Origin of the sequence: Allocatelliglobosispora scoriae, from assembly GCF_014204945.1 — a bacterium.
GTDB classification, from domain to species: Bacteria; Actinomycetota; Actinomycetes; order Mycobacteriales; family Micromonosporaceae; genus Allocatelliglobosispora; species Allocatelliglobosispora scoriae.
Map to the genome: position 1 here is coordinate 756659 of NZ_JACHMN010000002.1, position 14596 is coordinate 771254.

At 71.3% G+C, this 14596-nt stretch carries 10 protein-coding genes; 7 read left to right on the top strand and 3 right to left on the bottom strand.

The genetic code is table 11. The annotated features are described in order from the left end of the window. Together F4553_RS09190 and F4553_RS09195 are read right to left on the bottom strand one after the other, a co-directional pair. A complete protein-coding gene (locus F4553_RS09190; protein WP_184834479.1) occupies positions 1 to 333 on the bottom strand; it encodes a winged helix-turn-helix domain-containing protein in 333 nt (110 codons plus the stop codon). Next, positions 333 to 1058: a hypothetical protein gene (locus F4553_RS09195; RefSeq protein ID WP_184834481.1), complete on the bottom strand. Its 726-nt coding sequence runs from the start codon at positions 1056 to 1058 to the stop codon at positions 333 to 335. Before F4553_RS09195 ends, F4553_RS09190 begins: the two co-directional genes overlap by 1 nt. 292 nt (positions 1059 to 1350) lie before the next feature. Between F4553_RS09195 and F4553_RS09200 the strand changes: the two genes are divergently transcribed. Next, positions 1351 to 1686 carry a Pepco domain-containing protein gene (locus F4553_RS09200; RefSeq protein WP_184834483.1) on the top strand — a complete coding sequence of 112 codons (336 nt, stop codon included), beginning with the start codon at positions 1351 to 1353 and terminating at the stop codon, positions 1684 to 1686. Further along, positions 1673 to 3043, top strand: coding sequence for a phage exclusion protein Lit family protein (locus F4553_RS09205; protein ID WP_184834486.1), 1371 nt, complete (start codon positions 1673 to 1675; stop codon positions 3041 to 3043). The genes F4553_RS09200 and F4553_RS09205 overlap by 14 nt, the downstream gene beginning before the upstream one ends. Before the next feature lie 75 nt (positions 3044 to 3118). Here F4553_RS09205 and F4553_RS09210 read toward each other — a convergent pair whose 3' ends face one another. Continuing rightward, a complete protein-coding gene (locus F4553_RS09210; protein WP_184834488.1) occupies positions 3119 to 4030 on the bottom strand; it encodes an esterase/lipase family protein in 912 nt (303 codons plus the stop codon). Between the two features lie 621 nt (positions 4031 to 4651). Here F4553_RS09210 and F4553_RS09215 point away from each other — a divergent pair. Genes F4553_RS09215 through F4553_RS09235 form a run of 5 tightly spaced genes read left to right on the top strand, consistent with a single transcriptional unit; the run spans position 4652 to position 14575 of the window. Next, a complete protein-coding gene (locus F4553_RS09215; RefSeq protein WP_184834490.1) occupies positions 4652 to 6049 on the top strand; it encodes an acyltransferase domain-containing protein in 1398 nt (465 codons plus the stop codon). Continuing rightward, positions 6039 to 8213: a beta-ketoacyl synthase N-terminal-like domain-containing protein gene (locus F4553_RS09220; protein ID WP_184834492.1), complete on the top strand. Its 2175-nt coding sequence runs from the start codon at positions 6039 to 6041 to the stop codon at positions 8211 to 8213. The genes F4553_RS09215 and F4553_RS09220 overlap by 11 nt, the downstream gene beginning before the upstream one ends. Continuing rightward, positions 8210 to 13375, top strand: a complete 5166-nt coding sequence (locus F4553_RS09225) for an SDR family NAD(P)-dependent oxidoreductase (RefSeq protein WP_184834494.1) — start codon at positions 8210 to 8212, stop codon at positions 13373 to 13375. Before F4553_RS09220 ends, F4553_RS09225 begins: the two co-directional genes overlap by 4 nt. Further along, positions 13368 to 13604, top strand: coding sequence for an acyl carrier protein (locus F4553_RS09230; RefSeq protein ID WP_184834497.1), 237 nt, complete (start codon positions 13368 to 13370; stop codon positions 13602 to 13604). The genes F4553_RS09225 and F4553_RS09230 overlap by 8 nt, the downstream gene beginning before the upstream one ends. Beyond that, the gene (locus F4553_RS09235) at positions 13601 to 14575 is read left to right on the top strand and encodes an LnmK family bifunctional acyltransferase/decarboxylase (RefSeq protein ID WP_184834499.1); all 975 of its coding nucleotides are present in this window, start codon (positions 13601 to 13603) and stop codon (positions 14573 to 14575) included. The genes F4553_RS09230 and F4553_RS09235 overlap by 4 nt, the downstream gene beginning before the upstream one ends. Positions 14576 to 14596: the final 21 nt, after the last annotated feature.

Below are 14596 nucleotides of genomic sequence, written 5' to 3' on the forward strand. Positions count from 1 at the left end.
TCACCGGTCGCCGGTGGATGTCGGCTCGCTCTGTTCGACCTGCTGGATGAGGTGTTTGAGGTGGGTGATCTCGTCGCGCAGGGCGGCCTGCCCAGCGGCGGTGAGGGTGACCCAGGTACGGGGGCGCTTGCCCTCGTAGCCCTTCTCGATCTGGATCAGCTCGGCCTTCTCCAGGACGGTCAGGTGCTGTCCGAGGTTGCCCGCGGTCAACTGCAGGGTGGTCCGCAGGAAGCCGAACTCCACCTGGCGGGCCTGGTGCGCGATGGCCATGATGCCGAGCCGGACGCGCTGGTGGACGACGTCGTCGAGGCTGTTGGCGGGGTGGTCGGTCATCACGCCGGACCCTTGGTGCTCGGCCGCAGCAGGGCGAAGGCTGCGGCACCCAGCAGCAGGATCCCCGCGGGGACGAGGAGGTAGGGCAGGAAGAACCACGGCGAGGTCGATTGGATGGCCTTGCCGCCCATGGCCAGCCCGATCGCCAGGTAGGCGAGGCTGTAGACCAGCAATGCCCCGTGGCGTTCGACCCAGGCGAGCACGAGCAGCGCCAGCCCGATCACCGCCAGGGGCGAGGTGAGTCCGAGGATGAGCAGTTCGGCTGTTCCGGAGTCGATCGGGTCGGTGGAGAAGGGGTCCGCCGGGAGGGGGACGAGCGGGTGGAACGTCCACCACACCGACGCGGCGGCCATCAGCACGGCGAGCGCTATGCCGGCGACGACGTAGGGGCGGACGGGGGTGCCGACGCCGCGTTGGCGGGCCTGCCTGATGTAGAAGCCGGCGATCGCCGCGTAGGCGAGCATGAGCGCGACTGTCCAGTAGCCGAGCTCCGTCGGGTTGGGAGTCCGGCAGACGGTGTGGTCTGCGCTCGATCGGCAGGTGTCGAAGAGGTCGACGTAGGGGGCGTACCGGTAGACGGGTATCGCGACCAGCGTGACCACCGCGAAGACCAGCAACGGGAACCAGGTCCCGCGCTGGGCGACGCGGACCTGGCGCGTCAGGTCGCGCACGGTCGCCAGCAGCTCCTGCGGGGTATCCGCCTGGGGTACGGATTCGTGTGTCATGCAGTTAGCTTTGCATTACAGACCTATCCGCGCAAGAGACCAATTTGATTTCCATGAAGATCGTTTGCCGCTGCGCGCCCTGAAAGCAGCGGCAGGCCCGGAGGCCCCGCCTTCTCTCCGCACGCCGCGTTGCGGCAAGGCGCCGATTCGCCGGCACGAGCACCCCGGGTCACAGCTCTATCGGATTCCGCCGGGACGGTGGCCTGATGACCGGCTTCGCTCATTTCCGCATCGCCTTCCTTACCCCTTTTATCGAAGCACCGGATTGCTTAGGTTCAGCTTGGAGGTAAACATGTCTGAGCCAGTCGAGCGTCCCGCTATTCATGTCGAGGTCACGGCGGACGGACCCCGGGCGACATTGCCCGGTCAACTCGCCAAGCGTGCGACTGAGATCGTCACGCTCAGCGAGGAGGTACTTGGCAGCAATCTGGCGGTCTTCCTGGAAGAGATGGGCAAGGTGTTGTCCGCCATGCCGCATACGGTGGGGGACTTCGTCGTCGACGAGCTCGAGATCGGCCTGAGTTTCGCCGCAAGCGGAGAGGTCAGGCTTGTCGCTGGCGCATCAGCCAGCGGCAACGCGTCGATCATTGCGCGGCTACGGAGGGTCCAGGCTGATGAGCAGCGCTGAACAGCTGTATGCCCGGCTGCGGGCGGGACACGGATGGCGCGAGCATCCGCCACTGACAGACGCCGACGCTGCGGAACTGAGGCGTCGGCTGGCGGTTGCCGTCGGTGGGTCGGTCGACGCCGTGCGCCTGCCCGTAGCAGGTGAGTCGCGGCGAGGAGGTATCGAGACCATGCTGCAGGCGGATGCCCGCCGCTTGACCGGACTTGGCGCAGAGCAGGGCACAGCCGATCATGTCGATCTAGAGAACATGATCGTGCGAGTCCTGGACGTCGCGGACCTCAATGCCCTTTCATGGCTCTGCGACGACGGCTCCAGTTTGATCGTGGTCAACGACGCACTGATCACACTGCTCTACGATGTCGCGCGGATTCTTGCTGCCCGGAGCAGGCTTGGCGACGCGGTCACCGACTGCGACCTCACCCATGACGCGGCAGCCCGACACCTTCGGGACGCGTTCGAGTGGCTGGTGCAGATCGGCTCGCCCGGGATCCAGGGCTTCGCGATCAGAGACGACACGGCCCATCTGGCAGGAGCCCTAGCAGCGCATGCCGAGCGGTTCCTCGTCGCGCATGAGGTGGCCCATGTACTGCTGGGCCACCACGGGTGCGGCCGAACTCGCGGGTTGCTCGTGGAGCTTGGGATCACCGATGAGGACGAGCAATTCAATCTGCAGGAAGAAGAGTTGGAAGCCGATGGCACCGGGCTTGCGTTGATGCTCGTCGACGCGCAGCGATCCCGCCAGCCGACGTCACTGCCGTTGATCGGCGCGTTCCTGTTCATAGCGGTGTTTCATGAGCTACAGGTCCGGGAGTGGATCCCCAGCATGTCCGGATCCGCGTATCCGTCCATGGAGGAGCGTATGGACGTGCTGCGATTCACCCTGCAGGAATTAGCGGGCGACGACAACGCCGCCGCGATGGAAGCGGCAGCCGCTGGACCCTTGCAGCTGTTTCGGGACCTACTGGACCACCGGGATCACGCCCCTGATCGGTTAGGTGAGGCGATCTGGGACGAGCTTGGCCGCCATTCCACCAGCCCCTTTCCGGACTACATCGGTTTTCGCCAGGCGATGGGCGAGCTCAGTGCAGGCAACCCGATCTTCGAGTTCATGACCGAGTTGGCCCGGGCATTCATAGTGCTGGAGAACCGGATCGCCGAGATGGCGACCCGTCCGCCGGATGGGGATGGCATGACCAGTTTCTCGATGCTGAAACTCATCATCAGCTCGGTAGGGCAGTTCGACCGCATCCTGCGAGCCGGCTTCTGCAGTCGCTACCTCGAGCTGGGAGGCACAAAGCGGGACATAGGCGCGTTGTTCCAGGTCACTGATGACCAGCTCCGATCGGCGTGGGACTAGCCGGGTTCGCCGCGGTCGGCTCGTACCGCCTCCGCCCGCACGTCCGCCAGGTGACATTGTCGTGCGTTCTCGCCGTCAGGAGAGCACGGGGAGGACGAGTTGGCAGACCGGCGCCACTGCGGTCGAGGGGTCGAGGGCGTTGAGGACGAGGCGGATGGCGATGGGGTCGTAGGCCGAACCGAGGTGGTCGACGAGATCCAGGGCGCACAGGTTCTGCAGGAGGATGTTGGTCACCGAGGGCCCGCTGAGGTACTGGTTCTGGTAGGGGGTGACCACTTCGTCGTACTGGCTGACGATCGTGGTGTAGGCGACGCCGGCCACGGTGTCGCCGCCGGAGTCCAGGATGGCGTTGGTGTCGGAGCCCGCCGCCTGCTGCGCCAGGGCCGGTCCGGTGAAGGTCCCGAGCGGGTTCATGAGTTGCAGGGCTGACAGCACGTAGGTGAGGCCGAGAACGTTGGTGCCGTGGTTGGACGGCGAGATGCCGACGAGCCGGTTGACCTTCGCAGCGCCGCCGTTGAACTTGAGGTACCAGCGGGGCATGATGCCGCCGCCCTGCGAGTGTCCGACGAGGTCCACCTTCGCCGCGCCGGTGCTGGTGCGGACCTGGTCGACGAAGGCGCCGAGCGCGGCGGCCGAGGTGGGTATGTCCCCCATGCCCTTCACCGCGTTTCCGGTGGTGGCGCCGAAGTTGACCGCGAACACGCAGTATCCGGCCAGCTTGAGCTTCGGCGACAGCGCCTGCCAGTTGGCGTAGGCGTTCTCGGCCGTGCCGTGGATCAGGACGACGGGGCGAGGATGCGCCGCCGACGGCACACAGCTCCAGTCGTTGGCACCCGGCGGCGACGCTTCGGGCATGGCCAGCGATGCGGCGTACGCGGCCAGCACGCCCGGCGGATCAGCCGCGGCGGGCTGCGCCGGGATCAGGAACGCGGCAACGAGCGCTGCGACACCTGCTGCGGTGGTCAACCGAGGAACACTCAGTCTCATTGCTTCTCCTTATGCGAGGAAGGCGAACCGATTGCCCACGACAGGGCGCGGCAAGCGGCGGTCGGCCTCGGCGACCCGCCTGACGAGAACCGGCTCGGGCGGACGAGGCCCCGTAAGTCTGAAATTCCGCAGTTCAGACGGCAAGCCGGTGTTCCGCCGGCCGGAAACCTCGTTCGCCGGTACGGCGACGGCAGCGTGATCCCGTCCGGGTCGGGCGCGGCAGCACGCGGCCGGGTCCTTCGCAGTCACTCCCTCGTAGGTTGCCGCGTCGGGATGTTCCAGCACATGGAACGGGAGCTTGTTGCTGCGGCCGTGAGCGTTCCACACTCGCAGCAGTTCAGCCCTGTCAGCCGTGCCGCGCCAGCGGATGTCGACGCCTTTGCGGCGGAAGCGAGGTGACGAGAGCACCACCGAACCATGAAGTGATCTACCGGCTCGACGACCCCGCCGCGGCCCTTCCCCGTCCGCCCCCCGGTCGCCGGTCTCCCCGTCGATCGCCACGCCGCCCGCACCGCGGCTCCCCTTGTTGCGCATCAGCCAACAACCAGGACACAGCCGCATTCACCATGCTCCTCGCACACGGCGGGCAGCGGACGGCCGTGTCGGCAGATCGGAGCTTTGATGAACTTTCCAGATCATGTCGTCGGACTCTTCCCCGGTCAGGGCGCCTACGTCCCGGGGCTGCTCAAGCAGCAGTGGACCGAGGGCGTACCCGAGGTGGCAGAGGTCTACAGCGTGGTGGACGCGGTCGCCGAGCGGCGCCTGGGAAGCACGGCGACCGCGGTGGTCTTCGCGCAGGATCCGCCCAGTCTGGAGACCCTCCTGCGGGAGGAGCCGGAGTATCTGCAGCTGGCGATCATGAGTACCTCGGTGATCGCCTTCCGGCGGGCGCGCGGTTCGGGGACGGACTTCTCGGTGCTGCTGGGCCACAGCCTGGGTGAGATCGCGGCCCTGGTCAGTGCGGGCGTGTGGAGCATCGAAGACGGGGCGTCGATCGTCTGCGACCGGGTCGGGGCGTTGCGCGAGCACGCACCGCAGGGCGGGTTGCTGGCCCTGGCCTGTCCGGCGCGGTCGGCACGGAAGATCGTCGACCTGTTCGAGGACGGAGTCCTGGCGCTGGCGGTGGACAACTCCACAACGCAGTGCGTGGTGTCCGGGCCGGCGGAGTCACTGCACCGGATCCGCGGGATAGCCGATCTCCTCGGCATCGCCGCGACCCCCGTCGCCTCGCCGTACGGGTTCCACCATCCCGCTCTGGCGGGTGCCGCGCGCGAGCTCGCCGCCAGAGCGGCGTCCTATCCGGCCGGGCGGCCGGCCCTGCCGGTCTACTCCCCCATCCTCGGCCGGTTCTACCGCGACCACGACGACTTCGCGGACCTGCTGGGCAGGCACCTGGTGCACCCCGTGGGCTTCCGCGACGCCGTCGCGGGCCTGTGGGACGGCGGTGCCCGGATCTTCACCGAGGTCGGGGCCGGCCGGATTCTGACCGGGTTGATCCGCCGGGACTACCCGCTGGCCGTCACCTCCGGCGTATTCGACGAGGCGCGAGCCCGGCCGACCAGGTCGGCCCCGCCGACCCCCGCGGTGCCCGTACCGGTGGCGCCCGCGCAGCGGGAGGCCGCGCCCGCACAGCAGGCAACCGCGCAACAGGAGGCCGCGCCCGCACAGCAGGCAACCGCGCAACAGGAGGCCGCGCCCGCACAGCAGGAAACCGCGCCGGCGCAGGACGGTACCGGTGTGCCGGTCCGGGCAGAGCTGCTGCGGCAGCTGCAGGAGCTGTACGCCGACGAGCTGGAGTACCCCGTCGAGGTGCTGGAGGAGTCCTCGTCGCTGGAGGGGGAGCTCGGGGTGGACTCGATGCGCCAGGTCCAGCTGCTGGCCAAGGTGCGGGCCGTGTTCGACCTCGGTGCCCCGCCGGCGGGATTCCGCACCGCCGACTACCCGAACCTGAGCACGATCACGGACTTCGTGCTGGTGAAGCTCTCGGCAGACGATGCGGGTGCCGGCCATGGCGGATGATCCCATCGCCATCGTGGGTATGGGCCTGGCGGTGCCGGGCGCGAACTCGCCGGAGCAGTTCTGGGAGGTCCTGCGCGACGGGCCCGACCTGTTCGTCGAGGCGCCCGCCGGCCGCTGGCGGACCAACGCCTTCGCCCCGGGGCGGGTCAACGTGGCGGACAAGGGATACCAGCCGCGCATCGGCATGATCGCGGACTTCCAACCCCACCCGCGGCTGGCGGCCGAAGGCGCCGACCGGATGCGCGACCTGGACTTCAACGCGCTGTGGCTGCGCCACTGCCTGTATCAGGCACTCGACGGTGTGGCCCGGCTGCCCGGCGACCGGTTCGCGTTCTGCGTCGGGCTGACCGCCGACGGCAGCCAGCGCCTGATCGAACACCAGCTCGTCGCAGCGGTTCGCGACGGCCTGGACGCCACCGCCCTGGACGCGGAGCAGCGCGCGGCGGCCCTCGAGGCCCTGTTGGACCGGTTCCCCCTGGCCCGCGGGCCGCTGGAAGGCTGCCTGCCCCAGAGCATCGCCGACAGCGCCTGCTCGGGGCTCCTCCCGCCCGGGACACCCGTTCACGTGGTCGACACGGCGTGCTCGTCAGCGCTGTACGCCGTGGACCGCGGCATCTGGGAGATCCGGTCAGGCCGTGCCGAGATGGCGGTCTGCGGCGGCGCCCACACCGAGCAGGTCACCAGCGCGGTGCTGTTCGCCCAGCTCGACGGGTTGACGCACAACGGCACGGTCCGCGCTCTGGATGCCGACGCCGACGGAACCCTGTTCGCCGACGGGGCCTCGCTGGTCGTCCTCAAACCCCTGGCCCGCGCGGTGGCCGACGGCGACCGGATCCTCGGTGTGGTCAGCGGGGTCGGGTTGTCCTCCGACGGCAAGGGCAAGGGCATCAACGCTCCCTCCTCATCCGGGCAGACCGCCGCGTTCGAGGCTGCGCTGCGCGATGCGGGCGTCGGCCCCACGGCGATCGACGTGGTGATCGCGCACGCCACCGGTACCCGCGCCGGCGACGGCGTCGAACTCGTCTCCATCGCCGAGGTGTTCGGACGCGACGACGGCGACCGGGTGATCGTGGCCGCCAACAAGAACGTCGTCGGCCACACCGGATGGGCGGCCGGGACGGTCTCGCTGATCCACCTTCTGCTGTGCCTGCGCCATGCCCGGATCCCCCGCCAGCACCGGTTCGTCGAGGTGCCACCGCAGGTCCGGGCGGCAGCCGGCCGGCTCAGGATCCTGCTGCGGGAGCAGGACTGGCCGACCGCGCCCGGTTCGAGGCCGCGCGCAGGGGTGGTGACCGCGTTCGGGTTCGGCGGGACCAACGCCGCCCTCGTGGTGTGCTCCTACGAACCGGGCCACCGCTACGGCCGGGACGACCCGCCGCCCCGGACGGCCCCGGACGATCCGATCGTCGTCGTCGCGCGGTCGTCGATCGAGCCGGGACCGCAGAGCGGCCTTGGCTTCGGCGTCCACTACCCGTTGCCGTCGCGGCACCAGCTGCTGGTGCCGCCGTCGATGGCCCGCAACATCGATCGAAGCCAGCTCATGGCCGTCGACTGCATGCACCGGCTGCCCGACGTGGTCAAGCGGCTCTGCCGCCTGCGGCCAGGTGCGGTGGGCGTGTTCGCCGCCGTGTTCGGCCCGACGCGGATGATGCAGGCGGCTTCCCTGCGGATCCACTTCGACGACATCGCCGAGGCACTGCAGCCGCTGGCCGCGGCGCAACCGCACCTGCGCGATTTCCTGACCGGCCTGCGACGGCACCTCGACGACACCTCGCCGGTCACCAACCCCTACACCTACCCCGGGGCGATGCCGAATCTCATCGCGGCGCGGATCACCAACTACTTCGACCTGCGGGGGCCCAACCTCGCCATCGAGGGCGGGGAGGCGGCGCTGCTGAAGGCGTTCGACGCCGCGGCCGTCTTCCTGCATACCGGTCGGCTGGAGCTGGCCCTGGTGCTCGGCGTCAGCTCTAACACCCTGCCGGGCTGGACGGCGTCGGTGCGGCCCCTGCTCAGCGGGGCGCACGCCGCCCGGATCGGCGAAGGCGCCTTCCTGTTCGCCGTCACGCGCAGGTCCACCGCCCGGCACGCCGGGCTGCCCATCCTGGCCTACCTGGAAGCCAGCGGCCTGGATCCCGCAGCCACGGCGCAGGTGCCCGCATGACGTCCACGCCCGAGAAGCCAGAGCCGCGGTCCGACCGGCACCTGCTCGCCGCCGAGGGCGCGCACGAGATCATGGCGCTGCTCTCCGGGCAGCAGAGCAGCCTGGAGATCCGCCGCCGCGCCAGCGCCACCCAGCCGTACTCGCTGCTGCGGATGACCCGCACAGCACCCGCCCCGCCGGAGCCCGGCCCCGCACCGCCGGCGGCGAAGGACCCCGACGCCATGCGGCGGCACCTCTACCGCTACGTCCCCGCCCCGGGTGCCGACGGCGGCGAGGGTACGGAGTTCGCCGCACCGGGCACCCTGGTCGTGCTGGGGGCCGGCATCGACGCCGCGGCCCTGCCCCTGCGGGAAGACACCGGGCTGCTCATCGCGGGCACCGGCGGCTGGACGCTCAACGGGCGACCCGTCACCGCCGAGCAGACCGACCTGCGCAACGTACTGACCGGCCTCGGCTACCGGCACGTACGCGCGGTGGTCGACCTCGGCGATGCCGGCAGCTGGCTCGCCGAGGGTCCCGCCGGCGTCCTCGCCGTCCACGACGCGATGCTGCCGGCCGCCCAGGGCGCCGCGGCGGCACTGGCCGACGGCGGCACCTTCCACGTGCTGGCCCTGCGGGGAGCCGACCGCCACGGCGTGCCACACCCCTACGCGGGCCTGTTCACCGGATTCGTCAAGGCGCTGGAGGTCGAGCCGTCGGTCACGGCGTCGGACACCCGTCCCGGCATCGGCTGTATCGCCCTGCTGACCAGCGCGGCCGACCTGCCCACGGCGCTCGCGCAGCTGCGGCACGAGTCCGGCCGCGACCGGGTCCTGCCCGCCGTGATGTACGCCGGCGACCAGCGGCGGATCCCGTCGCTGCTGCTCAGCCCCGCGCATCCGGGGCCGCAGGACGGACTGTCGGAGTCGTCGGTGGTGGTCGGTGCCGGTGCCAGCCGGGGCATCGGCATGGCGATGCTGCGGGGCATCGCCGAGCGGCACCGCCCGCAGATCCACGTCATCGGATCCAACGACCTGTCGGCCTACGATCCCGCGGCGCTCACCGAGCCGCCGGAGGCGTTCCGGCTGCGGCGCACCGCCCACCTGCGCCAGGCCGGGCCCGGGCGGACGGTCGCCGAGCTCAACGCCGACATGAACCGGCTGGCGCAGGCGCGGCGGGTCCACGCGGACATGCTGGCGCTGCGGGAGCTGTGCGGCCACGACCGGGTGCACTACCACGTCTGCGACGTGACCGACGGCGCGGCGGTCCAGGCCGCCGCCGAACGGATCCTGCGGGCTGCGGGCGGCTCGGTCGACCTGCTGCTCAACGTCGCCGGCGTCTTCCGCCCCGCCGAGCTGTCCGGCGCCGGCATCGAGGGCTTCCGCACCACCAGGGACATCAAGGTCGCCGCCTACCGCCACCTCAAGAACGCCTTCGGTCCGCAGGTGCGGCGCTGGATCAACACCAGTTCGATCTCCGCGGTGTACGGCCTGCCGGGCGAGACGGCGTACAGTTCGGCGAACGACTTCCTGCTCACCGCCGGCGCCCACGCGCACCATCACGGCGGCGGACGCGAAACCAGCATCGGCTGGGGCCTGTGGAGCGAGGCCGGCATCGGGGCGGACCCGACCGTGGCGGCGACGCTGGCGGGCAACGGCGATCTGACGCCCATGCTTACCGCCGAAGGGCTGCGGCACCTGTTCGCCGAACTCGCGCAGGACCCCGCCGCGGTGTCGCCGGTGCTGGTCGGCGGCGGCGAGACCCAGGCGATGTCGCGGTACCGCCCGCGGATCGCGGACCTGTGGGCGAGGCAGCCGGACGGCTTCTTCCTGGACGAACCGGCGGAGGTCACCGAGACACGGCTGGTGGCCTACCGCGAGTTCAGCGGCGACCGCGACGGCTACCTCCACGACCACACCATCAACGGGCACCCGACGCTGCCGGGCCTGATGTACCTGGAGATCGGCGCGCAGGCGGCCTGCCGCCTGGTGGCCGCGCGGGTTCCGGTCGCGGTCGAGGACCTGGTCCTGGCACGGTTCCTGCGGCTCTACGACGGCGGCGGGCCCCAGCGGAAGAAGATCACGGCCGAGCTGCTGCGCCACGACCCGTCCCCGCACGGCGAGTCCGAAGTGCTCGTGACGGTCACCACCGATCTGATCACGCCCAACGGGACGGTGCTCGGCCGGGACCGCCTCCACGCCCGGCTGCGCGTCCTGCTGCGCGACCGGCCCCGCCACCCGTCGCGGCTGCCGGCCGGCCACCGCCCGCGCGGCGGCCGCCAGGTACGCAACCCGTACCAGATCGACAGCCCGTTCGCCCGCCTCGACGGGGTGTTCGGGGCCGCCGCGCAGGTGGACGTCGGCCCCCACGGCAACACCGCGGCCATGCGCCTGGACGCCGACCGCACCGCCCGGTGGTTCCACGACGGCCGGACCCCGGCGATCGCGTGCGATGCCGCCGCCCAGATCTCCATCGCCGGCGACGAGGACGGTTGGAGCACCGTGGCCGTCCCGCTGCGGATCGCGCGCGTCGACTTCTACGGCGGCGCCACCGACGGACGGCTCGCCGACGCGCGTACCGAGCTGACGCTCCTCTCGGAGCCCGCCCGGCGCGACCGCAACCGGATCCGCGTCCCGTGGTCGGCGGTCGTCGGCGACGACGGCCGGCTGGCGGCCCGCATCAGCGGCCTGACCGCCGAGATCATCGGATACGTCCACCAGAGCACCGGGCAGTTCCGCGAAGCCGAACCCGACCCCGCCGACGACGCCCCGTCCGCGCAGCAGCCGACCGGCGGGCCCGAGGACGAGCCGGCCGTGCGCGCGCACCTGGTCTGCTACGCGACCGCCGACTACACGCGGCCGGTGGACCGGTTCGCCGTCTTCGCCGAGCCGGCCGCGCTGCCGCCGACGGCCGGCGAGTACCTGCCAGGCAGGGCGGTCCTGCTCATCGGGGCGCACCCGCCGCTGCTGGCGAAGGTCGGGCGACGGCTCACCGAAGCGGGGGTGGCGGTGACGACGGCCGCGACCGTCCGACAGCTCGACGGCGTCGCCGCCACCGCCGCGGCATGGGACGCGATCATCGATCTGAACCTGACCGGCCTCGCCGACTACACCCTCGGCGACCCGTCATGGGAAAGGGCCCTGGAGCTGACCACCTCGGCACTGCAGCTCGTCTACCCCGCCTGGGCCGCGGAGACGGACTTCCACCGCCGCTGCTACCTCGTCGTCACCTGCAGGGACGGCATGCTCGGCCGCAGCGGCGAAGGACGGTCCGGCACGCGCCAGCCGCTGGCCGGAGCCTGGAGCGGGCTGGCGAAGACCGTGCCGATGGAGCTGCCCGCGGCCGCTTCGAAGGTCATCGACCTCGACACGCACGACGACGCGTTCGTCACCCAGACGCTGCTCGCCGAAGCCGGGCAGTGGGACGATCAGGAGGTCGGGTACCGGCACCGGCGGCGCTACCGCTTCCCGCTGCGCCGCCACCCGCTCCCGCCGCCCGTGGACGGCCCGGGAATCGGGCCCGGCGACTGCGTCCTCATCTCCGGCGGCGGGCGCGGCATCGGCTGGAGACTGGCCACAGCCCTCGCCCGTACCGGAGCGAAGGTCGTCGTCACCGGACGCCAGCGCCTGCCCGCCGGGCCGGACGCACCGCCGTGGCTGTCGATGACCGCCGAGCAGTTCCTCGCCTGGCGCGCGCAACACCTCCGCGACGGCGCCGCCGCCGGCGCCGTCAAGGACGCGCTGACCGAGGCGGCGCGAGCCGAGGAGGTCCGCGCGCTGCGGGCGAACCTGGCCGAAGCCGCCGCCGCCGGCCTCGACCTGCGGTACCACGCCTGCGACATCACCGACCCGCGGCAGGTCGCCGACCTCGCCCAAGCCCTCACCACCTCGCCGACCGTGCTGGTGCACAACGCCGGCGTCTACCGCGGGGCCCGCTTGTCCGCCTACACCCCCGACGAGGTCCGGCGCACGGTGGCCGTGAAGGTGACGGGCCTGGCGCATCTGCTGGCGGCCTTCCGCGACGGTCCGGACGGCCGGCCGTCGCTGCGGATGCTGTGCAACGTCAGCTCGATGTCGGCGAAGGTGGGCGGCATGGTCGGCCAGGCGGCGTACGCCGCGGCCAACGAGGCGCTCGGCCAGCTCGGGGCCTGGGCCGCCCGCCGGTACCGGCTCCCGGTGCACACCGTCTGCTGGAACACCTGGGAACGCACCGGCAACATCGTCAACTACATCGGCGCCGCCCAGTACGGCTCGACCATCGATCCCGCCGAGGGCATCCGACGCTGGACGGCCGAGCTCGCCGCACTGGCAGCGCGCGCGCACCCCGCCGGCGGGGCGCAGCCCCCGCGGGCGACGGAGTCGGTCTACTACGGCAGGTTCGGCGTCGTGGCCCCGCCGGGCTGGCTCGCCGCCCTTCCCTGGCCCCCCGACCACCGCGATACCCGCCGTCTGCGCGACCTGCTGGCGATGGCCGGCCAGGTCCGCGAGTTCTCCTCCCATCGACGCCTCGCCTTCGAACACCGCTTCTCACATGATCAGGAACCGACCGCCGGGCAGTCCGAGGTCTCCCTGCCGGTCATGCTGGAGTACGCGCTCGGAGCCGGCGACTGGCTGCCGCCGGAGGGCCGTCCACGCCAGCACCTGCTCGACATCACGGAGATCTCCTGCGACCCCGGAGCGCTCGGACTCGGACCCGGCCGCGATCTCCGCCTGACCTTCCACGCCACCGGGCGGTGGGAGGAGCGCGACCGCGGGTCCGGCGACTGCTGGAACGTCCGTGTCGTGGCCCGGGGCGAGGACGGGCGCGCCGCGCTGTCGTGCGTACTGCGGTACGCCTCGGCACCACCCGACCTGCCGCGGCCCGCGAACGCGACAGCCGCCCAAGCGGTGGCGCGCCATCACGACGCCGAACTGTGGGACAGCGGCCACGCACCGCGGATGTGCCTGCCGCACCCCGGTCTCGACGCGCTGCTGGCCGCCGCCCGGACCGGCCCGCGCGACCGCGGGCGGTGGCTCATCTCCCGCCTGGCCGCCCGCCCCGGCTGCCTCGCCGCAGACCGGCTGCTCACCCTCTGCGGCAGCGGCGGCGACTACGCGCTCGCCGCGGGCTCCGAGGTCGTGCTGGTCGCCGAGAGCGTCCGGTGGAACGAATCCGCTGAGCAAGGAGACGAGAGCATTGCGTGAACACCTCAGAACGGAACTGGCGCAGGTGCTGGGAATCGCACCGCAGGAGATCGCGGGCGACGAGAGCTTCGAGGACCTGGGCCTCGACTCGGTCCTGGAGATTGCCTTCGTCCACAGCCTCAACATGGCCTACGGGCTGTCCGAGCGACGCCACATCGTCGACAGGTACCCGACGCTGGACAGGCTCGCCGACTACCTCGCCACCGTCGTGCCGGGCCGGACTCCGTGACCGCGGACGCCCTGCCGACCGTTTCGCGGACCGTGCGGGTGACGCCGAGCATGTGCGGGGACAACAACATGTTCTACGCCAGAGTGGGCGACTGGACGTGGGAGACCGTCGCCGACCTCTGCGCCGTCGACGTCCTGCGCGCCCAGGGACCAGACGGCCGCCCCACCTACCTGTCCTTCTTCTACTACCGGGTCCGCGGCAGCCGCCTGGCCAACGTCCAGGTGCTCGCCTTCGGCGACGTGCTGGACGTGGCGTCGACGTCTTTCGGTTTCGGCAGCGAAGCCGTTCTCACGCTGCACCGCATCGCCGTCAACCCCGCCGGCGAACCGGCGGCGCTGACCCTGCGCGAATTCTACGAAGCGCCGGACCCGGGATGCCTGTACGTCGAGACCATGAACCGATGGGTCAGCCGCGCCGGCGCCGACAGCAACGAAGGCCTCGTCCTGTCGAGCCCGCCCGATTTCCGGTACACCCAGCTGCCGCTGCTGCCACGCCGGCACTCCCCGCAGGCCGCCTGCACCGCCGCCCGCAAGGACTGCTCGTTCCACGCCAACAGCCTCGCCGGATACGACCTGGTCCTTCCCGACATCCACCAGGTCCGCCCCGTCGACATCACCCGCGACATCAACGGCGCCGGCCTGGTCTACTTCGCGTCCTTCTTCGCCTACCTCGACGGCGCGGTCCTCGCCGCCTGGTCCGAGATCGGCCGCCGGCCCTCCGACTACCAGCGGCGCAGAGTCCTCGACACGCGCCTGTGCTACTTCGGCAACCTCGATCATCACCAGTCGATCCACATCGCCGCGCGCCTGTGGCGGTCGCAGGTCCAGCCGGAGCGGGAGACCGTCGAGGTCGTCCTGCGGGAGGCGGAGACCATGCGGCTGCTCGCCGTGGCCTCCGTCGACATCCTCGTCCCGACGCAGCCGGCCGCGCTTCCCCCCAGGCCGGCCGGGGACCCGCACGGCTGCGGGTGAACGCCGGCTGCGGCGGGTCAG

Coding starts and splice junctions, on each gene's coding strand:
- F4553_RS09215 (WP_184834490.1), top strand. CDS start 4,652: ATGAACTTTCCAGATCATGTCGTCGGACTCTTCCCCGGTCAGGGCGCC.
- F4553_RS09190 (WP_184834479.1), bottom strand. CDS start 333: ATGACCGACCACCCCGCCAACAGCCTCGACGACGTCGTCCACCAGCGC.
- F4553_RS09220 (WP_184834492.1), top strand. CDS start 6,039: ATGGCGGATGATCCCATCGCCATCGTGGGTATGGGCCTGGCGGTGCCG.
- F4553_RS09195 (WP_184834481.1), bottom strand. CDS start 1,058: ATGACACACGAATCCGTACCCCAGGCGGATACCCCGCAGGAGCTGCTG.
- F4553_RS09200 (WP_184834483.1), top strand. CDS start 1,351: ATGTCTGAGCCAGTCGAGCGTCCCGCTATTCATGTCGAGGTCACGGCG.
- F4553_RS09225 (WP_184834494.1), top strand. CDS start 8,210: ATGACGTCCACGCCCGAGAAGCCAGAGCCGCGGTCCGACCGGCACCTG.
- F4553_RS09210 (WP_184834488.1), bottom strand. CDS start 4,030: ATGAGACTGAGTGTTCCTCGGTTGACCACCGCAGCAGGTGTCGCAGCG.
- F4553_RS09205 (WP_184834486.1), top strand. CDS start 1,673: ATGAGCAGCGCTGAACAGCTGTATGCCCGGCTGCGGGCGGGACACGGA.